25 protein-coding genes are annotated in these 20,220 nt (G+C 59.1%); 13 read left to right on the top strand and 12 right to left on the bottom strand.

Going from position 1 to position 20,220, the window contains the following annotated elements; all coding sequences use genetic code 11:
- The first annotated feature begins 54 nt into the window (after nucleotides 1–54).
- Together ACYZUA_RS21955 and ACYZUA_RS21950 are read left to right on the top strand one after the other, a co-directional pair.
- Nucleotides 55–489 (top strand): DoxX family protein, encoded by a 435-nt coding sequence (locus ACYZUA_RS21955; RefSeq protein WP_461960575.1) that lies wholly within the window; start codon nucleotides 55–57, stop codon nucleotides 487–489.
- Between the two features lie 247 nt (nucleotides 490–736).
- Nucleotides 737–1,045, top strand: coding sequence for a hypothetical protein (locus ACYZUA_RS21950; RefSeq protein ID WP_008148504.1), 309 nt, complete (start codon nucleotides 737–739; stop codon nucleotides 1,043–1,045).
- 18 nt (nucleotides 1,046–1,063) lie between these two features.
- On the opposite strand, the gene greB is transcribed toward ACYZUA_RS21950, so the two are convergent.
- From greB to ACYZUA_RS21935, 3 genes are read right to left on the bottom strand one after another with little or no spacing between them, the layout of a single operon-like run.
- Nucleotides 1,064–1,561: a transcription elongation factor GreB gene (gene greB, locus ACYZUA_RS21945; RefSeq protein WP_129436988.1), complete on the bottom strand. Its 498-nt coding sequence runs from the start codon at nucleotides 1,559–1,561 to the stop codon at nucleotides 1,064–1,066.
- A 34-nt stretch (nucleotides 1,562–1,595) separates the two neighbouring features.
- Nucleotides 1,596–4,100 carry an ABC transporter permease gene (locus tag ACYZUA_RS21940; RefSeq protein ID WP_461960574.1) on the bottom strand — a complete coding sequence of 835 codons (2,505 nt, stop codon included), beginning with the start codon at nucleotides 4,098–4,100 and terminating at the stop codon, nucleotides 1,596–1,598.
- Nucleotides 4,100–4,783: an ABC transporter ATP-binding protein gene (locus tag ACYZUA_RS21935; protein ID WP_008148510.1), complete on the bottom strand. Its 684-nt coding sequence runs from the start codon at nucleotides 4,781–4,783 to the stop codon at nucleotides 4,100–4,102. Before ACYZUA_RS21935 ends, ACYZUA_RS21940 begins: the two co-directional genes overlap by 1 nt.
- Before the next feature lie 10 nt (nucleotides 4,784–4,793).
- Here ACYZUA_RS21935 and ACYZUA_RS21930 point away from each other — a divergent pair, with 10 nt between their 5' ends.
- The 3 genes from ACYZUA_RS21930 to ACYZUA_RS21920 all read left to right on the top strand — a co-directional run bounded on the left by ACYZUA_RS21930 (nucleotide 4,794) and on the right by ACYZUA_RS21920 (nucleotide 6,823).
- Entirely contained in the window at nucleotides 4,794–5,399 is a 606-nt protein-coding gene (locus ACYZUA_RS21930; RefSeq protein WP_150656342.1) for an arylesterase, read from the top strand.
- A 56-nt stretch (nucleotides 5,400–5,455) separates the two neighbouring features.
- Nucleotides 5,456–5,749 (top strand): hypothetical protein, encoded by a 294-nt coding sequence (locus ACYZUA_RS21925; protein ID WP_003226812.1) that lies wholly within the window; start codon nucleotides 5,456–5,458, stop codon nucleotides 5,747–5,749.
- A 102-nt stretch (nucleotides 5,750–5,851) separates the two neighbouring features.
- Nucleotides 5,852–6,823: a L,D-transpeptidase family protein gene (locus ACYZUA_RS21920; protein WP_461960573.1), complete on the top strand. Its 972-nt coding sequence runs from the start codon at nucleotides 5,852–5,854 to the stop codon at nucleotides 6,821–6,823.
- A 124-nt stretch (nucleotides 6,824–6,947) separates the two neighbouring features.
- Here the strand turns inward: ACYZUA_RS21920 and oprI are convergent, their stop codons facing one another.
- Entirely contained in the window at nucleotides 6,948–7,199 is a 252-nt protein-coding gene (oprI, locus tag ACYZUA_RS21915) for an outer membrane lipoprotei OprI (RefSeq protein ID WP_002553018.1), read from the bottom strand.
- A 636-nt stretch (nucleotides 7,200–7,835) separates the two neighbouring features.
- Between oprI and ACYZUA_RS21910 the strand changes: the two genes are divergently transcribed.
- Nucleotides 7,836–8,123 (top strand): GNAT family N-acetyltransferase, encoded by a 288-nt coding sequence (locus tag ACYZUA_RS21910; RefSeq protein ID WP_008057026.1) that lies wholly within the window; start codon nucleotides 7,836–7,838, stop codon nucleotides 8,121–8,123.
- Nucleotides 8,124–8,192: 69 nt separating this feature from the next.
- Here the strand turns inward: ACYZUA_RS21910 and ACYZUA_RS21905 are convergent, their stop codons facing one another.
- Nucleotides 8,193–9,269 (bottom strand): 3-deoxy-7-phosphoheptulonate synthase, encoded by a 1,077-nt coding sequence (locus tag ACYZUA_RS21905; protein WP_461960572.1) that lies wholly within the window; start codon nucleotides 9,267–9,269, stop codon nucleotides 8,193–8,195.
- Between the two features lie 182 nt (nucleotides 9,270–9,451).
- Nucleotides 9,452–9,895: a PilZ domain-containing protein gene (locus ACYZUA_RS21900; protein WP_461960571.1), complete on the bottom strand. Its 444-nt coding sequence runs from the start codon at nucleotides 9,893–9,895 to the stop codon at nucleotides 9,452–9,454.
- Here ACYZUA_RS21900 and ACYZUA_RS21895 point away from each other — a divergent pair.
- The 5 genes from ACYZUA_RS21895 to cysB all read left to right on the top strand — a co-directional run bounded on the left by ACYZUA_RS21895 (nucleotide 9,894) and on the right by cysB (nucleotide 13,886).
- Nucleotides 9,894–10,280 carry a YbbN family protein gene (locus tag ACYZUA_RS21895; RefSeq protein ID WP_461960570.1) on the top strand — a complete coding sequence of 129 codons (387 nt, stop codon included), beginning with the start codon at nucleotides 9,894–9,896 and terminating at the stop codon, nucleotides 10,278–10,280. The genes ACYZUA_RS21900 and ACYZUA_RS21895 overlap by 2 nt on opposite strands.
- Nucleotides 10,277–11,233, top strand: a complete 957-nt coding sequence (locus ACYZUA_RS21890; protein ID WP_461960569.1) for a putative 2-dehydropantoate 2-reductase — start codon at nucleotides 10,277–10,279, stop codon at nucleotides 11,231–11,233. Before ACYZUA_RS21895 ends, ACYZUA_RS21890 begins: the two co-directional genes overlap by 4 nt.
- Before the next feature lie 25 nt (nucleotides 11,234–11,258).
- Entirely contained in the window at nucleotides 11,259–12,164 is a 906-nt protein-coding gene (locus tag ACYZUA_RS21885) for a 5'-nucleotidase (RefSeq protein WP_223430592.1), read from the top strand.
- Nucleotides 12,165–12,258: 94 nt separating this feature from the next.
- A complete protein-coding gene (locus tag ACYZUA_RS21880) occupies nucleotides 12,259–12,762 on the top strand; it encodes a universal stress protein (protein WP_008148547.1) in 504 nt (167 codons plus the stop codon).
- A 149-nt stretch (nucleotides 12,763–12,911) separates the two neighbouring features.
- Nucleotides 12,912–13,886, top strand: a complete 975-nt coding sequence (cysB, locus tag ACYZUA_RS21875) for an HTH-type transcriptional regulator CysB (protein WP_008148549.1) — start codon at nucleotides 12,912–12,914, stop codon at nucleotides 13,884–13,886.
- 9 nt (nucleotides 13,887–13,895) lie between these two features.
- Here cysB and ACYZUA_RS21870 read toward each other — a convergent pair whose 3' ends face one another.
- On the bottom strand, nucleotides 13,896–14,378 hold the full coding sequence (locus tag ACYZUA_RS21870; protein WP_150656334.1) for a GreA/GreB family elongation factor: 483 nt from the start codon (nucleotides 14,376–14,378) through the stop codon (nucleotides 13,896–13,898).
- A gap of 14 nt (nucleotides 14,379–14,392) precedes the next feature.
- A complete protein-coding gene (locus ACYZUA_RS21865) occupies nucleotides 14,393–14,803 on the bottom strand; it encodes a hypothetical protein (protein WP_461960568.1) in 411 nt (136 codons plus the stop codon).
- Between the two features lie 124 nt (nucleotides 14,804–14,927).
- On the opposite strand from ACYZUA_RS21865, the gene earP reads away from it, so the two are divergent.
- Nucleotides 14,928–16,070, top strand: a complete 1,143-nt coding sequence (gene earP, locus ACYZUA_RS21860) for an elongation factor P maturation arginine rhamnosyltransferase EarP (protein WP_461960567.1) — start codon at nucleotides 14,928–14,930, stop codon at nucleotides 16,068–16,070.
- Nucleotides 16,071–16,118: 48 nt separating this feature from the next.
- Entirely contained in the window at nucleotides 16,119–16,688 is a 570-nt protein-coding gene (locus ACYZUA_RS21855) for an elongation factor P (protein WP_028619992.1), read from the top strand.
- Nucleotides 16,689–16,866: 178 nt separating this feature from the next.
- Here ACYZUA_RS21855 and ACYZUA_RS21850 read toward each other — a convergent pair whose 3' ends face one another.
- The 4 genes from ACYZUA_RS21850 to ACYZUA_RS21835 all read right to left on the bottom strand — a co-directional run bounded on the left by ACYZUA_RS21850 (nucleotide 16,867) and on the right by ACYZUA_RS21835 (nucleotide 20,175).
- Entirely contained in the window at nucleotides 16,867–17,880 is a 1,014-nt protein-coding gene (locus ACYZUA_RS21850; protein ID WP_461960566.1) for an alpha/beta hydrolase, read from the bottom strand.
- Nucleotides 17,881–17,913: 33 nt separating this feature from the next.
- On the bottom strand, nucleotides 17,914–18,333 hold the full coding sequence (locus ACYZUA_RS21845; RefSeq protein ID WP_027925717.1) for an organic hydroperoxide resistance protein: 420 nt from the start codon (nucleotides 18,331–18,333) through the stop codon (nucleotides 17,914–17,916).
- 354 nt (nucleotides 18,334–18,687) lie between these two features.
- Entirely contained in the window at nucleotides 18,688–19,149 is a 462-nt protein-coding gene (locus tag ACYZUA_RS21840; protein ID WP_461964076.1) for a MarR family winged helix-turn-helix transcriptional regulator, read from the bottom strand.
- Nucleotides 19,150–19,218: 69 nt separating this feature from the next.
- Nucleotides 19,219–20,175, bottom strand: coding sequence for a LysR family transcriptional regulator (locus ACYZUA_RS21835; protein WP_461960565.1), 957 nt, complete (start codon nucleotides 20,173–20,175; stop codon nucleotides 19,219–19,221).
- Nucleotides 20,176–20,220: the final 45 nt, after the last annotated feature.

Genomic DNA, 20,220 nt, shown 5'->3' with positions numbered 1-20,220 from the left:
TTTACCGATTAATATAGCGGCCAACCAACACACACTGACAATGGATGACACAGCATGAGCACACTGATCAACAAGGTACTGTTTACCCGCGCTGGCTACGGCTTGACTGTCTTGCGGATTTTCGTCGGCATCATCTTCGCTGCCCACGGCTCGCAGAAACTCTTTGGGGCGTTCGGTGGTTACGGCCTGGCGGGCACCGCGCAGTACATGGAAAGCATCGGCCTGGCGCCGGGCTATCTGATGGCGATGCTGGCGGGCGGTACCGAGTTCTTCGCCGGTCTGGCCTTGATCATTGGCCTGCTGGTTCGCCCGGCAGCCCTCGGCCTGGCCTTCCTCTCGCTGGTGGCAATCTTCTCGGTCCACCTTCCTAACGGTCTGTTCATGGCCAACAACGGTTATGAATTCGCCCTGGCCCTGCTCGGTGGCAGCATCGCGGTGCTGATCGAAGGCGCCGGCAAGCTCTCGGCTGACCGCGCTATCGCTGGCTGACCGCTCTGGCTCAATGAAAAGGCCCGCATTGCGCAGGCCTTTTTTGTTCTCGTCATTCTTGACACTGTCCGGTCAGCTTCTCTAGGATGCTGCCCATGCGCCGATTTAAACAGCTACTTGCGGGGCGCCAGGTGACTCATTCAGTTGCCGATAGAAGCTTGAAACAGGCTTCGAAATACCGCTAAAGCGCTGGTTCGGTGTTGCCTCTCACCTGCCATGCAGACTTTTGAGGCCGAGACACGACACAATGAATGCACTAAGCCCCGTTATACGCCCCGCGCCGATCACGGCACACCTGACCCAGCGCAATCCAAAAATCCTGCTTGGCGGCAAACATCAGCCGACACTTTTGCGTTATCTCGATGGTTGGCCACGTCGCACCGGTGGGCCTGCGGCCTTCCTGATCCAGTTTGTCGAAGAGGGTGAATCGCTGGCTCGATTTGCCAGCGACAGTTTCGATCTGGCGGTGATTCAATCGCCCAGCCTCGAGGACGCCCCCGAAGTGATCAAGCAACTGATTCGCGTTGCCCGACAGGGGCTGATTACCCGCCGTTGAGGCTTTGAGCGCTGCGGTTCAAAGATAGTCGATCGCCACGATATACACGCACTGCTCACCCGTCGGTGTCTGGACTCGAACCTCGGCGTCCAGCGCCTTGCCGATCAGGGCGCGCGCCAACGGCGAATCGATGCTGATCAGGCCCAGTTTCAAGTCCAGTTCATCCGGCCCGACAATGCGGTAGCGCGATTCTTTGCCGTCCTCGTCTTCGATCGTGACCCAGGCACCAAAATAAACTTTGTTCGGATCGCTCGGTTTTTCGCTGACAACTTTGAGCGCTTCCAGCCGCTTGGTGAGAAAGCGCACGCGACTGTCGATCTCGCGCAGCATCTTTTTGCCGTAGGTGTATTCGGCGTTTTCCGAGCGGTCGCCCTGGGCCGCGGCCTCACTGACGGACTGTGTCACCTGCGGCCGGCGCACATGCCAGAGCTCATGAAACTCGGCCCGCATCCGCGCTTCACCTTCGGGGGTGATCAGCGCGGTGCCAGCGGTGCGGGGAGGGCGATAACGGCTCATGGCGACTTCTTGTGGTAGAGAGAGCGTGAGTCTATCAACCCTCGCGCAAGACTGTCAGGGGGCTGGCGTTCAGCGCGCGGCGCGTACCGAACACGCCGGCACCGCCGATCAGTACCGCGCCGATCAGTGGCAATACCAGCAACCACGGATGCGGGTGCCACGGCAGGTCGAAGGCATAGCGGTAGAGCACCATACTCACCAGTTCCGAACCCAGCGCTGCCAACAATCCGCTGACCGCCCCCAGCAGACCGAACTCGATCCGCCGGGCCTTGACCAATAGTTGCCGCTCGGCCCCTAGCGCTCGCAACAAGGCGCCTTGGCGAATGCGCTCATCGAGCGTCGCCTGCAAGCCTGAAAACAACACCGCCATCCCCGCCGCCAACACGAACAACAGCACGTATTCCACCGCCAGGGTGACTTGGGCGAGGATGCTGCGCAGCTGTTCGAGCAACGCTTCGACTTGCAAGATGGTCACCGCCGGGAACGCCCGGGACAGATCCACGATCTGCTGATCATGACCGGCCGCCAGATAAAAACTGGTCAGGTAGGTCGCCGGCAAATCCTTCAGCGTGCCGGGCTGGAAGATCATGAAGAAGTTAGGCTGGAAGTTGTCCCAGTTGACCTCCCGCAGGCTGGTGACTTTTGCTTCGCGATTGGCGCCGCCCACGGTAAACACCATGTGATCGCCGAGCTTGAGCTTCAGGCTTTCGGCGACTTTGTCTTCCACCGATACACCGGGAATTTCGTCCGGTGTCTGATCAGTCCACCAGTTGCCCGCCGTGAGTTTGTTGCCGGTCGGCAAATCCGCCGCCCAGGTCAGGCTCAGGTCGCGCTGGATCGCTCGATCACCGGCCGTATCCTTGCTGACGATTTCCTGCACCGGTTCGCCGTTGACGCTGATCAGCCGTCCAGGTACCACCGGGTACAGTGGCGCCGATTGCGCCGACAGTTTGATCAGGCGATCGATGAATGCCTGTTTGTCCGCCGGCAGAATGTTCAGTGCGAAATAGTTGGGCGCGTTTTTCGGTAGCTGGTTCTGCCAGGTGTCCAGCAATTCGCCGCGCAGCAAAGCGATCAGCGCCATGGACAGCAAAATCAAGCCAAAGGCCAGGGATTGCCCCGCGGCCGCCAGCGGATGGCGCAGCAATTGGCCCAGCCCGAGGCGCCATGGCAAAGAGGCACGCGCGAGCATTCGACGCAGACTCTTCAGAAGCAGCAACAGCAAGCCGCCAAGCACCAATGCTGCGATTACACCGCCACCGAGCAGGGCGAAGGTCAATATCAAGTCCAGGCTCAGCCGCCACATGATCAGCCCGAGGGCGCCCAATGCCGCGCCGTAGACCATCCAGGTGCTGGAAGGAATCGGCAGCATGTCCCGACGCAAGACCCGCAATGGCGGAACCCGGCCCAGTGCCGCCAGCGGCGGCAAGGCAAAACCGGCCAGCGCCACCAATCCGGTGCCGATCCCTGCGATGGCAGGAAACAGACCGCCCGGTGGAACGTCGGTCGGCAATAAATCATGCAGCAGCGCGAACAGCCCTAGCTGCGCGAACCAGCCGATGAGGGCGCCGCTGATACTGGCGAGCAGTCCGAGCACCGTCAGCTGCAAACTGAACAGCACCATGGTTTCCCGTCGGGACAGCCCCAGACAACGCAGCAATGCACTGGCATCGAATCGGCGGGTGGCGAAGCGCGTGGCTGACAGAGCCACCGCCACACCTGACAACAGAACCGCCACCAGACTGGCCATGTTCAAGTAACGCTCGGCCTTGCCCAACGCGCCGCCGATCTGTCGGTTGCCATCACGGGCATCCTGAATACGCTGGTTGGCGGCCAGGCCGGGTTTGATCAATTGACGATAGGTTTCCAGCGCCTCGGCTTTGCCGCGCCAGAGTTCGCGGAAACTGACCCGGCTACCGGGTTGCACCACGCCGGTCGCGGCGAGGTCGCTGAGATTGATCAGCACTCTCGGCGTCAGGCTATAGAAGTTGCCGGCACGGTCCGGTTCGTAGGTCAGCACTCGCGCCAGTTTGAGGGTTCTAATGCCGACGTCGATGCTGTCGCCGATCTTCAGGTCCAGCGCGGTCAGCAGTCGCGCTTCGACCCAGGCTTCACCGGGTTTCGGTCCGCCACCGGGTTCTTCCGGGGCGAAGGGCGCCGGGGCACTTTTCAGTTCGCCGCGCAGTGGGTAGATGTCGTCGGCCGCTTTGATGCTGGACAACTGAATGCCATTGTCGGTGGCGATGACGCTGGAAAACTCCACCACTTGAGCGTGTTCGAGGCCCAGCTCCGTGCCGCTTTTAATCTGTTCGGGTCGCGCAGGAGAGCTGCCTTCGAGCAACAGGTCGGCACCGAGAAACTCGGTGGCGCGCAGCATCATGGCGCCGTTCAGGCGGGCGCCAAAGTAGCCGATGGCAGTACTCGCCGCCACGGCCACCAGCAAGGCAAAAAACAACACGCGCAACTCACCGGCACGGGCGTCGCGCATTAGTTGGCGGATGGCAAGACTGAACAGGCGTAACAGCGGCAGGCGTGCCATTAAACCTCCAGAGGCGGGACGAGCAGGCCGGCGTCGAGGCGGATCAGGCGTCGGCAGCGATGTGCCAGGCGTTCGTCGTGGGTTACCAGCACCAGGGTCGTGCCGCGTTCCTGATTGAGTTCGAACAGCAGATCGCTGATGCGCTCGCCGGTATGGCTGTCGAGGTTACCGGTGGGTTCGTCGGCAAACAGCACATCAGGTTCGGCGGCAAACGCACGGGCAATCGCCACGCGCTGCTGTTCGCCGCCTGAGAGCTGGCGAGGCGAATGGGTCAGGCGTTGACCCAGCCCGACGCGTTGCAGCAGTTCGGTGGCGCGCTCACGGGCGTCCTTGCGCCCATCGAGTTCCAGCGGCAGCATGACGTTTTCCAGGGCGTTGAGGCTGTCCAGTAGCTGGAATGATTGAAAGACAAAACCCACATGCTCGGCACGGATGCGCGCCCGTTGGTCTTCATCGAGGTTGCTCAGGGCTTGACCGGCGAGCGTGACTTCACCGCTGCTCGGCAGATCGAGACCGGCGAGCAGGCCCAGGAGGGTGGATTTGCCGGAACCGGAGGCCCCGACGATGGCCAGACTGTCGCCCTTGTTCAGTTTCAGGCTCAGTTCGTGCAGGATGGTCAGTTCACCTTCCGCGCTGGGAACCACTTTGCTGAGGTTCTTCGCGGTGAGAATGCTTGCGCCCATGGAGAATCCGATGCGAGTGTGGTTTTTGAGTGCTGGCCTGGCCTTGATGTGCATGGCCCAGAACGCAGCGGCGGGTACAGTCCTGATCGTTGGCGATAGTATCAGCGCGGGTTTCGGGCTGGATACCCGGTTGGGGTGGGTGTCATTGCTCGAGCAACGGCTCAAGCGCGAAGGTTTTGACGATAAGGTGGTCAATGCGTCCATCAGCGGCGACACCAGTGCCGGAGGCCAGGCGCGCCTGCCCGCGCTGCTTGCAGAGCATAAGCCGGAGCTGGTAATCCTCGAGTTGGGCGGCAACGATGGCCTGCGCGGATTGCTGCCAACGCAATTGCAACAAAACCTTGCAGCAATGATCGACAGCTCCCGCGCCAGTGGCGCCAAGGTGCTGCTGCTCGGCATGCAATTGCCACCCAACTACGGCGTTCGCTATACCGAGGCCTTCGCGAAGGTCTACAGCACGCTGGCCGAGGAGAAAAAGATCCCGTTGGTGCCGTTTTTTCTCGACGGCGTGGGCGGTCATCCTGACTTGATGCAAGCAGACGGCTTGCACCCGGCTGTCGGGGCTCAGGACAAGTTGCTGGAAAATGTCTGGCCTACACTGAAACCGCTGCTTTGACGCTTTTCTAGCGGCGGTGTTTCGGCTAAGGTGGCGCCCCCGATTTGGAGCCCCCGATGCCGCGTCCTGCCTGGTCACTTTTTGCCTACCAACTGATCGAGCCTGACGAACAGCTGGATCTGTTCGCCTGCCAGGAAGTGCGGGTACATCTGGTGACCCGTCAACTGGAGTTGGGCGGCTCGGCGGACCGGACCTTGTGTGGCAGCCTGTTGCCAGCACAACCGCGCTGGTCGAGTGTCGATCGCCGTGTGTTCCAGGATCAGCGCCTGTGCTCGCTGTGCCGGGCCATTCTGGAATCGCAAAAACGCGGCACATCGCCGATCTGGCCGGAACTGCGTTTCGAGCTTTAGACGCCGATAGATTGCTTGCTATCGGTCAACTCCCCGATTTTCCGGATGCCGGTGTACAATCCCGTTTTTATACCCTTGTCGATCATGCGAAGGATTTTCCGGATGTTGCCGCGCTTTCCTGCCGTCACCCGCTACCTGTCTCTCGCCGCCCTTTGTGTGGCGGGTCCCGTAGCAGCATTGGAGCTGCCCCTGCCACCGCCCGGTGAAGACATCATCGGTCAGATCCAGGTGATCAAGGCCAAGTACGAGGATACCTTCGCCGACCTTGGCACCACCTACGATCTGGGCTATTCGGAAATGGTCGCGGCCAACCCTGGCGTCGATCCATGGCTGCCGGGCGCTGGCACCGAAGTGGTGCTGCCGACGCGCTTCATCCTGCCACCGGGCCCGCGTGAAGGCATCGTCATCAACCTGGCCGAGTACCGCCTCTATTACTTCCCGAAAGGCCGGAACGTGGTGTACACCTTCCCGCTGGGTATAGGCCGTGAAGGCTGGGGCTCGCCGATTGCCCATACCAGCATCATCGCCAAGACGCCGAACCCGACCTGGACCCCTCCAGCGTCGATCAAGGCCGAGCACGCCGCTGATGGCGATCCACTGCCGAACGTGGTGCCGGCCGGCCCGGACAACCCGCTGGGGCCGTTCAAGTTCACCCTGGGCACGCCGGGTTACCTGATCCACGGTTCGAACAAGAAGTTCGGCATCGGCATGCGCACCAGCCACGGTTGCTTCCGCATGTTCAACAACAACGTGCTGGAAATGGCCGGCATGGTGCCGGTAGGCACGTCGGTGCGCATTATCAGCGACCCGTACAAGTTCGGTGTCAGTGGCGGCAAGGTGTATCTGGAAGCGCACACGCCGCTGGACGACAAAGGCAACCCTTCTGTGGTCGACAAACACACCGCGGTGATCAACGCGATGCTCAAGCGTGAGGACATCACCAACAACCTGCGCATGAACTGGGATGTGGTCCGCGACGTGGTTGCTGCCGAAGATGGTCTGCCGGTGGAAATCGGAGTACCGAATTCCTCAGCGCCGATGGTGACGAGTGCGCCGATCGACCCGTTGCAGTAATGCTTGAAAGGAACCCGCCGACGCTGACTGCGCCGGCGGGTTTTTTATTGCCTGGACAAAACGCCGGGCAATAAAAAAGCCGACCCAAAAAATGGGTCGGCTTGATAACAATCCCGAGGGATTATTACTTGCGGCTAGCTTTGTCCAGCATGCGCAGAGCACGCTCGTTAGCTTCGTCAGCAGTCTGTTGTGCTTTTTGAGCAGCAGCCAGAGCTTCATCAGCTTTACGGTAAGCTTCGTCTGCACGAGCCTGGGAGCGAGCTGCTGCGTCTTCAGTAGCGGTCAGACGTGCTTCGGTTTCTTTCGATACGCTGCTGCAACCGGTAGCCAGAACTGCGGCCAGAGCCAGAGCAGAGAATTTCAGAACGTTGTTCATCGTGTTCCCCTTCAAGGACTTTCTATTAAGTTAGCGGTCTCCTCAGATTGAGGAAATAGCCGGCGTACATACTACCCATTACTTGTCGTAAGTAAACTGACGTAAAGCAAGAAGCCAAAAAAATTGTAGGCGTTGATTCTTTTTCGAGCAACTTTTAACTGCATTGTTTAAAAAATATCCAGCTGGGAGGCCCGAGCTGAGCGAGCCGCCGAAGAAAGGTTCCGCGCGCTCACAGCTCTTTCCCAGTCTTGGCTAAAGTCTGTCTAGATGGATTCGTCTACACTTTTGTTCGGGTTCTGTGTGGCGCCTCTCATATCTTTCTCCATGTTCAGGTGACTTTAACAAAGGGCGCTCGTCTTAAGTCTCAACATCCGGCAATGTTCAGGCTGTCGACCTTCAGATATCTTGGTCAAGCCGTCTCTGCGTAACCCGGAGCAGCATCCCGCCCCAGCGTGATGACGAGCGTACCTTGAGCATTTCTGCCAATGGTGCCTACTATTTGATATGTGCTCGGTTGCGCGAGATGGGTGCAGTTCTTCTCGGTGTCCATTCAGGCACGGGGTGGCGTAGATGTTCCTTCGCCGGAAAAACATCAGTAAGGTAGGGGTCAGAATTCCAGACCCGCGAGGAGTAGTGATGAGCGAGGCGTTGTCCATCCACCATGACCAGGCTGGTCATCAGTTCGAGACCAATGTGGACGGTCATCGTGCCTACCTGACCTATATGGATCTGGGAAAACAGACCCTGGATATCTATCGCACCTTTGTGCCCAACGCGCTGCGTGGTCGCGGCATAGCGGCAGCCTTGACCGAGAAGGCGTTGGAATACGCTGAAGAAATGGGTTACACCGTCATTCCATCGTGTTCCTACGTGGAACGCTACATGGAGCGCCACCAGCGGCATGCAGCGAAGCTTAGCCAGTAACTTTTCAAAGAATCGAACGCATAAAAACGCCGGGTCAAACCCGGCGTTTTTATGTGCGGCGAAAAGTGATCAGCTGCGATCGCGTTTCGGCAGTACGTCCTTGAGCTTGGCATGCATGCTGCGCAAGGTGTTTTCGGTGGAGGTCCAGTCGATGCAGGCATCGGTGATCGACACGCCGTATTGCAGGTCGGCGAGGTCTTTCGGGATCGCCTGGCAACCCCAGTTCAGGTGACTTTCGACCATCAGGCCGATGATCGACTGGTTGCCTTCGAGGATCTGGTTGGCGACGTTCTCCATCACCAGCGGTTGCAGGGCCGGGTCCTTGTTGGAGTTGGCGTGGCTGCAATCGACCATGATGTTCGGCTTGATCTTCGCTTTGTTCAGCGCTTGCTCGCAAAGCGCGACGCTGACCGAATCGTAGTTCGGCTTGCCGTTGCCACCGCGCAGTACCACGTGACCGTAGGCATTGCCCTTGGTGGTGACGATCGACACGCCACCTTCCTGGTTGATGCCCAGGAAGCGGTGAGGGCTGGAAACCGATTGCAGGGCGTTGATAGCGACCGTCAGGCCGCCGTCGGTGCCGTTCTTGAAGCCGACTGCCGAGGACAGGCCGGAGGCCATTTCACGGTGAGTCTGGGATTCGGTGGTGCGCGCACCGATGGCCGACCAGCTGATCAGGTCCTGCAGGTATTGCGGGGAGATCGGGTCGAGGGCTTCAGTGGCGGTCGGCAGGCCCATCTCGGCCAGGTCCAGCAACAATTGACGACCGATGTGCAGACCGTCCTGAATCTTGAAGGAATCGTCCAGGTACGGATCGTTGATCAAACCTTTCCAGCCGACGGTGGTGCGTGGCTTCTCGAAATACACGCGCATGACCAGATACAGCGTATCGGACACTTCGGCCGCAAGTGCCTTCAGGCGCTCGGCGTATTCGTGGGCAGCCTTGATGTCGTGGATCGAGCAAGGCCCGATGACAACAAACAGGCGATGGTCGGTGCCATCAAGAATGTTGCGAATGACTTCGCGGCCCTTGGTGACGGTGCGCAGGGCAGCGTCGCTCAGAGGAATATCACGCTTGAGCTGATCGGGAGTGATCAGCGTCTCGTTGGAAGCGACGTTTAGGTCGTTGATCGGTAAATCAGCCATCGTTTACTCGTCAGGTCACGGGTGCCGGCCGCCAGCGAACCCGCGCGGCGGAGCACAGCAAATTAAGCGCGTCGGGGAGCAGAACCTTAGCGCGTTACACCGTGGCTCGACAATGGGCAGACACCGGTTTAAGGGGCATTCTCAATGAGTTTGCGCGGGGAAACCCATTGAGGATGCCCCTGCTAATCCAGCACAACCTGCATAAATGCCTTGCGAACCGTGTCGTGAGAGAACTCGTCGGCATGCTCCTGGACCCATTCGAGGGCCAGGGCCTGAGTTTCCTGTAGGTCGTCATGCGCGTCATGCAGGCGGCAGTAATGTTCGATCTGGCACACCTGCTCGCCCATCCGGGCACTGAACATCATCTGTTCGTCAACAAAGGCAATGCCTACCAGATAACCGCGCTTGCGTCGCAGGCACCAGGCTACATAGCCCAGAAAACGCATGTCGGGGTTCAAGGTCGGCATGCGCACTTCCAGCGCCGTACCGTGGCGCCACGCCCGGTGATAATTGCAAGCCATGCCCCCGAGGCTGATAGTGTGCAGCTGTTGCCGTGAAATACACTCAGGTTTGAGCAACGTTAATTCGACGGGCACATCGTCAGGGTGAGGAATAAAACGTCCCATGAACACGGACTCCATGTGTCGGCCATCTGACATTGTTTCCCCCAGTATAGTGGTCGAATCGGAACTGACTGATTTCGACGCCGACCAACGGCTGCTGGCGATGAGTGGTGTGTCGCTGGTCATTTTTACCAGCGTCGGCTGCGCCAGTTGCCGTTTTGCCCGTGAGCAATTGCCACGACTCGATCTGGACGTCGATCGGTTGTGCTGGATCGATGCCGGGAACAATGGCGGGGTGGTCGAGCGTTATCAGGTTTTTTATTTGCCGGCGCTGTTTGTGGTGCGCGACGGTGAGTTTTTCGGGGCACTAAAATCGCGCCTGACCGGCACCGAGCTCAATGCAGCCGTGGGCCAGGCGTTGAGTCGAATTGCAGAGGAGTTGCCATGATGGGGGCAGTGACCAAACCGACAATCGGTATTATCGGAACCGGTGCGATCGGCGGTTTCTACGGGTTGATGCTGGCGCGTGCCGGTTTCGACGTGCATTTTCTGTTACGCAGTGAATTCTCAGCGGTGGCCGAGCGCGGGTTGCAGCTCGACAGTGCGACGCATGGCGCGCTGACGTTGAATCCGGTTCAGGCCTATTCGAGTGCCGAAGACATGCCGCCCTGTGACTGGTTGCTGGTGGGTGCGAAAACCACCAGTAACGCGCAGCTGGCACCGACGATCATTCAAGCCGCAGCACCGAATGCCAAAGTGTTGTTGCTGCAAAATGGCCTGGACGTTGAAGACAGTCTGCGAGCGTTGCTCCCCGATTCGCTGCATGTGCTCGGTGGGCTCTGCTATATCTGCGTTCATCGCGACGGACCAGGCGTCATCACCCATCAGGCGCTCGGTGCGGTGAATGTGGGCTATCACAGTGGCCCTGCCGCTGATGAGCAAGCGCGCATGGCGATTGTCGAGGAAGGCGCCGGGCTATTCCGCGCCGCCGGTATCGACTCCCAGGCCATGGCGAACCTGCATCAGGCGCGCTGGCAAAAACTGGTCTGGAATATTCCCTACAACGGTCTGTCGGTGCTGCTCGGGGCAAGCACCACGCCGTTGATGGCCGATGCCGACAGTCGGGAACTGATCAAGGCGCTGATGGCGGAAGTGGCTCAGGGAGCAATCGCTTGCGGTCACGACGTACCGGCCGGTTATGCCGATCAACTGTTCATGATGACCGAGAAAATGCCGGACTATTGGCCAAGCATGTACCACGATTTGCTGCACAAACGACCACTTGAGCTGGAGGCGATTTACGCCCGGCCACTGGCCGCAGCCAGGACCGCAGGATGCGAGTTGCCGCGAATCGAAGCCTTGTATCGCAGTTTGAGTTTTATCGATCGACGTAATACTTGAGTCGATCATCCTGAGGGAGAAGGGCATGGCAAAGACTATCGACGACAAACTGGTGCTGGCGATTTCTTCGCGTGCGCTGTTCGACCTGAGCGAAAGCCACAAGGTCTATCTGTCGAGCGGCGTCGAAGCCTATCGGCAATATCAGATCGAACACGAAGACGAAATCCTCGAGCCCGGTGATGCATTCCCGTTGGTGCAGAAACTCCTCAACCTCAATTCCAGCCTTGGCCGCGCCCGGGTCGAGGTGATCCTGGTGTCGCGCAACAGTGCCGACACCGGCCTGCGGGTGTTCAATTCGATCCACCACTATGGCCTGGCGATTTCCCGCGCGGCGTTTGTTGGCGGACGCAGTCCTTATCCGTACCTGAAGGCGTTTGGCTGCGACCTGTTTCTCTCGACGCATGCCGAAGACGTGCGCAGCGCGCTGGATGCCGGGTTCGCCGCGGCGACCATTCTGTCGGGTGGCGCCAGCCGTGCGGCCAGTGATGAATTGCGCATTGCCTTCGATGGTGACGCGGTGCTGTTTTCCGACGAATCGGAGCGCGTCTATCAGTCCGGTGGTCTGGAAGCGTTTCAGGCCAGCGAGCGTGAGGCCGCCCGCGAGCCCTTGCGCGGTGGGCCTTTCAAAGGCTTCCTCGCAGCCCTCAATCTGTTGCAGCGCGAGTTCCCGGAAGACGCCTGCCCAATCCGTACCGCGCTGGTGACCGCGCGATCGGCGCCGGCCCATGAGCGAGTGATTCGTACCTTGCGCGAATGGGATATTCGTCTGGATGAGTCGCTGTTTCTCGGTGGGCTGACCAAATCGGCGTTTCTTGAAGCCTTTGCCGCCGACGTGTTTTTCGACGATCAGGCCGGTCATTGCGAGTTGGCCCGCGAGGTGGTCGCCACCGGCCACGTGCCGCATGGCATAAGCAACGAGCAAAAGGTTTAAGCCCACGGTTCAACGCGTTACGCGAAACGTCGTACTCGCCAAGGCACTGCTAAGCTGAATCAATCTCCGCCATGTTGGCACTCAAGGAGGTCATATGATTCATTCGATGCTGTACGCCACTGACCTCGGCCTGTACGCACCTTTGGTGATGCAGCATGCCTTGGCGCTGGCGCGAACATTCAATGCCGATCTCTACGTGGTGCACGCCGTTGAACCGATGGGGCTGTTTGCCGAGTCGGTGCTTCAGAGTTATCTCGATGAGCAGTCGTTGAACGAGTTTCACAGTCAGGGGCTGAATACGGTGATTGCCAATATCGAGCAGCGGGTGCTCGACAGCTTTCGTGAAGAATTGGGGGATGAAGGGGAGCAGGACCTGGAGCGGATCAAAGCAGTACGGGTGCTTCAGGGCGATCCGTCGCAGGTGATTCTCGATCAGGCGCAGAAACTCTCCGTGGATTTGTTGATCGTAGGTAGTCATAGCCATGGTGCCGGCGCGGAAACGCCTTTGGGCCGGACCGCAGCGCGGGTGTTGCAACTGTCTCGGGTGCCGGTCTATCTGGTGCCGCTGGTGGAACGTCGTCGCCAAGGGGATCGTTAGTGTCCTGCCTCGCGTATTCACGAGGCAGGACGCCAGAACACGAATAGTGGCAGTTTGATAAAAAAGTTCTAGATTTATTCTTCAAACCATTAATATAGTTATATACCGTCGCTGATGCCCGTGGCGTCTACCTGCTTTGAGGGATTCATATGAAGCTTCAACAATTGCGCTACATCTGGGAAGTGGCGCACCACGACCTCAACGTTTCCGCTACAGCCCAAAGCCTTTACACGTCGCAACCGGGCATCAGTAAGCAGATCCGTCTGCTGGAAGACGAATTGGGGGTTGAGGTTTTCGCTCGCAGCGGCAAGCACCTGACTCGCGTCACCCCGGCCGGCGAGCGAATTATCACCACCGCCGGCGAGATCCTGCGCAAGGTTGAAAGCATCAAGCAGATCGCCCAGGAGTTCTCCAACGAGAAGAAAGGCACCCTGTCGATCGCCACCACGCACACCCAGGCGCGTTATGCGTTGCCACCGGTGATCAGCAATTTCATCAAGCAATACCCGGACGTTGCCCTGCACATGCACCAGGGTTCGCCGATGCAGATCGCTGAAATGGCCGCTGACGGCACCGTGGATTTCGCCATCGCCACCGAAGCGCTGGAACTGTTCGGTGATCTGGTGATGATGCCGTGCTATCGCTGGAACCGCTGCGTGGTCGTGCCTCAGGGCCACCCGCTGACCAAGCTGTCGAAGCTGACCCTCGAAGCCCTGGCCGAATACCCGATCGTGACGTACGTGTTTGGTTTCACCGGCCGTTCGAAGCTCGACGAAGCGTTCAGCCATCGCGGCCTGACACCGAAAGTGGTGTTCACCGCCGCCGACGCCGACGTGATCAAAACTTACGTTCGCCTGGGACTGGGCGTGGGCATCGTGGCGAAAATGGCGGTCGATGCCAAACTCGACAGCGACCTGGTCATGCTTGATGCCAGCGACTTGTTCGAATCCAGCATTACTAAAATCGGTTTCCGTCGCGGCACGTTCCTGCGTGGCTTCATGTGCGACTTCATCGAGAAGTTTGCCCCGCACCTGACCCGCGAAGTCATGGCCAAGGCCATCCAGTGCCACAACAAGCAGGAACTGGAAGAGCTGTTCGACGGCGTCGAACTGCCGGTCCATTAATCTGCCACGTCAGACCACCTCGGTGACAGAAAACTGTTGCCGAGCACCCGCCACCAGAATCTCCACTTCGTCCCCTTCGAACTTGCCCAGCAGGCTTTTGCCCAGCGGTGAGCGAGGGGTGATGACGGTAATCCATTGCCCCACAACATCGACCTTTAAACCCGCCGCGTCGGGGGCCAGAAACAACCATTGCTCACGACCCTTTTCATCTTCCAGGCCGAGCAGGGCACCGACTTCAATGCCGCGCTGATCGTCGTAAGGGCGCAGTGTCAGGTTCTGGCAAAGCGTCAGCGACTGCCTGATTTCCTCCACCCGTCTGGCCTGCCCGGCTGCCAGGTACGACGCCTCCAACCCCAGCGTGTCGTACTTGTTCTCGGCGATGTTTTCTTCATGGGTTGCGGTTTCGTAAGCGGTTTGTGCGGCACGCTCGGCGATGTCGAGGTCGATCCGCAGCTTGTCGAGAATCAGTTGGTGGACGGTCGGCTTGTGCATAGAGAGCTTCTTGATCAATCGCAGAATTGCAGGACGTTGGCGCGGCTTTTTTCGCTAGGCGCAGTCTGGTCCTGTTGCAGCCAGAACTGGCATTTCGGGTTGGACAGATTGCGGCCGGTGCTGCGGGCCTGATCCATTCGTTGCTGCTGCTCGTTTTTGCGCAGGTTCTCTTCGTACTGTTCGAACAACGGGCTCTGCGGTGGAATATCCGGCATCGGTTGCACCACCACCGGTGGTTTGGCCAGTTGCTGCACGGCCTCAGCCACAGGCGCCAGCTGCTCGCTGAACAACAGTCGAGAGGCGAGCCAGCACGTCAGCGCGATCGCGATAAACCCCAGCCACACACCCAGGGCAATGCTGCCGGTCAGTTGCAAGGCGTTGAGCTGGATCGGCAACGGGCGGCGCGGGTTGGGACGGTAGGGCATGGCTGCCTCCTGGCGGGTGGTCGCGGGCGAGTGGCGATTGTCGCATGAAGATTAATCGCCGTCGGCTCTTCTGCACGGGGTAATTTATGAGGACAATCGGCGCCTTTGCCAACGGGAGCCTGGAATGCCTGAAATGAAAGCCCGCTGGGATATCTTCTGCGCGGTGGTCGACAACTTTGGCGACATCGGCGTGACTTGGCGTCTGGCCCGACAACTGGTGGCCGAACATTCGGCGACGGTGCGTTTGTGGGTCGATGATTTGCGAGCCTTTGAGCGCTTGTGCCCGGAAATCGACATCAACGCCTCACAGCAATGGCAGCAGGGCGTCGAAGTGCGTCAGTGGACGGCCGACTGGCAGCCCACTGAAGCCGCTGATGTGGTGATCGCCGCGTTCGCCTGCCAATTGCCGAGTGCTTACATGGACGCCATGGCCGAGCGGGAAAAACCGCCGCTGTGGATGAACCTCGACTATCTGAGTGCCGAGGACTGGATCGTCGGCTGCCACGGCTTGCCGTCGGTGAAATACAAGAGCGTACAAAAATTCTTCTTCTTCCCGGGGTTTCAGAAGGGCACCGGTGGCTTGCTGCGTGAAAGCGGATTGCTTGAGCGTCGTCAGCAGTTTCAGCAAAACCCCGAGGCTCAACGAGAATTCCTGCAAGGTCTGGGGATCGATCGCGCGCAAGGTGCGCAGTTGATCTCGCTGTTTGCCTACGAAAATAACGGGCTGGCCAGCTGGCTCGAGGCAATGGCTGGCGACTCGACGCCCACTCATCTGCTGGTGCCCGAAGGCAGGATTCTTGGGGATGTCGAACGTTGGCTCGGTGTGGACGGTCTGGTGGCAGGCGCGGTGCATGTGCGCGGTGAATTGACCGTGCAAGTGCTGCCGTTCGTTCGACAGGATCAATACGATCACTTGCTCTGGTGCTGCGATTTCAACGCCGTGCGCGGTGAGGATTCTTTTGTCCGCGCCCAATGGGCGGGCCGGCCGCTGCTGTGGCACATCTATCGGCAGGACGAAGATATCCATCTGGACAAGCTCGACGCCTTCCTCACTCTGTACACCAAAGGCCTGTCCGAGCCTGCCCGCGAGGCGATCAGCGGTCTTTGGCGCGCGTGGAATGCGGGTGACAATATGACCGGGCACTGGCAATCGACCCGAAAACACTGGCCAGAACTGCAAAAACACGCCGAAGCGTGGTGTCTGGAACAGGCTTTGCAGGCAGATCTTGCCGCGGCGCTGGTACAGTTTTATGTAAATTGGATATGATACGCGGCCTAGATTTTTGTAAATCCCATCCAAATTCGGATATTCGCAATGAAAACTGGTAAAGAACTGAAACCCGGTACCGTGATCCGTCTCGAAAACGATCCTTGGCTGGTTCAGAAAGCTGAATTCACCAAGTCTGGTCGTAACAGCGCAATCATGAAGACCAAGCTGAAAAACCTGCTGACCGGTTACAAGACCGAGATCGTTTACAGCGCCGACGACAAGCTGGACGACGTAATCCTCGACCGCAAAGAAGCGACCCTGTCCTTCATCAGCGGCGACACCTACACGTTCATGGACACCACTGACTACACCATGTACGAGCTGAACGCTGAAGACATCGAAGCCGTTCTGCCTTTCGTTGAAGAAGGCATGACCGATGTTTGCGAAGCGATCTTCTTCGAAGAGCGTCTGGTTTCCGTAGAACTGCCGACCACCATCGTGCGCGTAGTTGACTACACCGAAGGTTCGGCTCGCGGCGACACTTCCGGCAAAGTAATGAAGCCTGCCAAGCTGAGCAACGGTACTGAGTTGCAAGTTGCTGACTTCATCGAAATCGGTGACAAGATCGAAATCGACACCCGCGAAGGCGGTTCCTACAAAGGCCGTGCTAAATAAGCACTGCTTCAGGAATGAAAAAGCCCGACCATTGAGTCGGGCTTTTTTGTACCTGAAGGAAATGTATGGACCGATGCGCGGCCGATACACAACCCAATCCCTGTAGGAGCACGGCTTGCCGGCGATAGCGACCTCAAGTACGCCATCGCCGGCAAGCCGTGCTCCTACAGGGGGGATGTTATTTCAGGTGTTGCTTCAGTTCTTCAGAGGCTTGCAGCATCGCCGAGCGCACCGCCGGCACCTGGCTCACCACGTTGAGCAAACCGTAGTCGTGGATCATGCCGTTGTATCGCACCGCCGTGACCGGCACGCCAGCCTCGTCGAGTTTGCGGGCGTAGGCTTCGCCTTCATCACGCAACACGTCGGCGCCGGCAGTTTGCACCAATGCAGGTGGCAGACCCTTGAGTTGCGCAGCGGTCGCCCGCAACGGCGAGGCGTAGATCTCGTTACGCTGTTTGGCATCGGTGGTGTAGTTGTCCCAGAACCACTTCATCATGTTTTTGGTGAGGAAGTGACCCTCGGCAAACTGGTTGTAGGACGCCGTCTCGAAGCTGGCGTCAGTCACCGGCCACAGCAGCACCTGGAATTTGATCGCCGGCGTGCCCTTGTCTTTGGCCATCAGCGCAACCACTGCCGCCATGTTGCCGCCGACGCTGTTGCCGGCCACGGCCAGACGTTTGCCGTCGACGTTGATCTCTTTACCGTGCTCGGCCACCCATTGGGTTGCGGCGTAAGCCTGATTGATCGCCACCGGGTAATGCGCTTCCGGTGACGGGGTGTAATTGACGAACACGGCCGCCGCCCCCGAACCGGTTACCAAGTCCCGAACCAGACGTTCATGGGTCGGGAAATCTCCCAGCACCCAGCCGCCGCCGTGGAAGAACATGAACACGGGCAGCGGACCTTTGACCCCGGCCGGCCGGACGATGGTCAGGTTGAGCGGTTGGCCGTCGACTTGAATGGTCTTCTCGCTGACATCGGCTTTTGGCAGCGTCAGTTTCACCCCGGCCTGCGCGCCGACCAGCACGGCGCGGGCTTCTTTAGGGGTGAGTTGTTCCATCGGTTTGCCGGTGCCGGCATTCAGAACGTCGAGGAACGCCTGGGTGTTGTGTTCAACACCCTCACCTGCAAACGCGCTGTGGATGGACAAGGCGAGAAGGGTGCCGGTCAAGACTTTGCTGAAAGTGTTCATGTTCGTTTCCTGTTCGGGCCTTGGAATTAGCGGTTAGACGGTGACGTGCAGGCGCACATCGACGTTGCCACGGGTGGCGTTGGAGTACGGGCAGACCTGGTGTGCAGCGTCGACCAGGCTTTGTGCATCGGCTTGCTCAAGACCCGGCAAGCTGATGTGCAGGTCGATGTCCAGGCCGAAACCGCCAGGGATCTGGCCGATGCCGACGTGGGCAGTAATCGAGGCGTCGTTCGGGATGGTGCGTTTGGTCTGGCTGGCCACGAATTTCAGCGCGCCGATGAAGCAGGCGGAGTAACCGGCGGCGAACAGTTGCTCAGGGTTGGTCGCTGCGCCGCCGGCACCACCGAGTTCTTTTGGGGTGGCGAGTTTGACATCGAGGATGTTGTCGCTGGAAACCGCACGACCGTCACGGCCGCCGGTGGAAGTTGCGATAGCGGTGTAGAGAGTTTGCATGGTGTGAGCCTCATTTGGAGTTCGGTGTTTTGCGCTAAATGTTTGCGCGCTAAGTAAGTGCGAGATGAATGTATCGCGCAAATATTTAGCGCGCAATATAAATTTTTGAAAAAGTTTTGGTCGGGTTTTTTGCGGGCGATGCGAAGGGCTGAACTAGAGCTGTCGAGGGGAGATTTTCAGGACTGAAAATTTTTTCGGAGAGGGGCGAAGGTGGCTGGAAGGGGCACCACAAAACCAATGTGGGAGCGAGCCTGAACTCGCGATAGCGGTGTCTCAGTCGACATCAACGTTTGAATGTCAGATCGCTATCGCGAGCAGGCTCGCTCCCACAGGGGATCTAGGTTGATTTGAGTATCAGAGGCTGTCTTGTAGATTGCTACGCAGCGTTTGCAGTTCCGCTTGCAGTTTCTGCAGTCTCTCCAGCGTCATCCCGCTGGCGCCGAGGATGCACTGGGGAATACCGCGCGCGCGCTCCCGCAATGCATGACCCTGTTCAGTGAGTTCGACAATCACCACTCGCTCGTCTTCACGGCTGCGGGTGCGGCTGAGTAAACCTTCGACTTCCAGGCGTTTGAGCAACGGCGTCAGTGAGCCAGGATCGGTCAGCAGGCGCGTGCTGATTTCGCCTACGGTCAAACCGTCCTGTTCCCACAACACCATCATCGCCAGGTATTGCGGATAGGTCAGGCCCAGTGCTTGCAACAGCGGCTTGTAGACCTTGGTCATCAGCAGCGAGGTGGAGTGCAGGGCGAAGCAGGCCTGATTATCCAGCAGTAGGTCGTCGCAGTTTTCGGGGGTGTTGCGCTCGGTGGTCATTTCGAAGCCTTGATCAGTGATCGTCATAAATCTAGCGGGCGAATCTTTAATGCACCAGACAATTCTAGCCTAGTGCCGGTCGAGGGTACTTCGCAGCGCCAGATCCCACGGCGGGATCGGGCTGAAGCGGGTTTTCAGGTATTCCAGCAACAAGCGGCTGCGGGGATTGGGCTGTTGCTCAAGGCGCAAGGCATAAATGCCGGTCGTTTCCGGGGGTGGCAGGCCGTGTTCGCAGAACAGCGGAAGCAGTTCACCGCGTAACAGGTATTCGCTGGTCAACCAGGTTGGCAAGTGCGCGATACCCAGCCCGGCTAATGCGCCGCAGACCAAAGCCTCGGCATTGTTGGCACTCATGCGGATGCGCACCGGGCGGTGCAAGTGCAGCTGACCGTCCCGTTCGAAGCGCCAGGCGAATGGCGGAGCCAGACCATCCCAGTCGAGCCCGTCATGCTCAATCAGCTGCGCCGGATCGGTCGGCACACCACGTCGTTGCAAATACTCCGGGCTGGCACAGGCGATGCGCACCATGCTCGCCAGCGGCGTGGCCACCAGCCGGGTATCGGCCATTTGCCCGGCGCGCAGCACCAGATCGACCTTGCCCAGATTCAAACCCTGCATGTCGACGAAACTGTCGATCAGGTGCAGTTGCACATCGAGGCCGGGGTAGAGCATCAGAAAGTCGGCGATCACCGGCGCCAGATGCCGCCGTCCGAACGCTGCCGGTGCATCGATCCGAATCAAGCCTTCCGGTGCGCTGCTCAAGGAGACCGCCTCAGCCCGAGCCAGCCGCAGTTCAGTCACGATCCGCCGCGCGCGCTCGGCAAACGCCAAACCCGCCGGGGTCGCGCGCACCGCGTGAGTGCTGCGAATGAACAACTGGCTGCCGACGGCGTTTTCCAGGCTGTCGATGCGCCGTGCCACCGCCGAAGGGGTCAGCGGGTGGCGGCGGGACGCGGCGGAAAAACTGCCGGTTTCCAGCACGTCGAGGAACAGACCCAGTTGTTCGGTCAATTGATTGGGGTTCATGGTGTTGTCAGCGCTTGTGCGAAGTTGGCACAGCCATTGTGCGTT

The sequence above is a fragment of the Pseudomonas sp. LS2P72 genome (assembly GCF_054897865.1).
The sequence above is the reverse complement of the archived record's forward strand: the minus strand, read 5'-3'. Positions and strand labels throughout refer to the sequence as shown.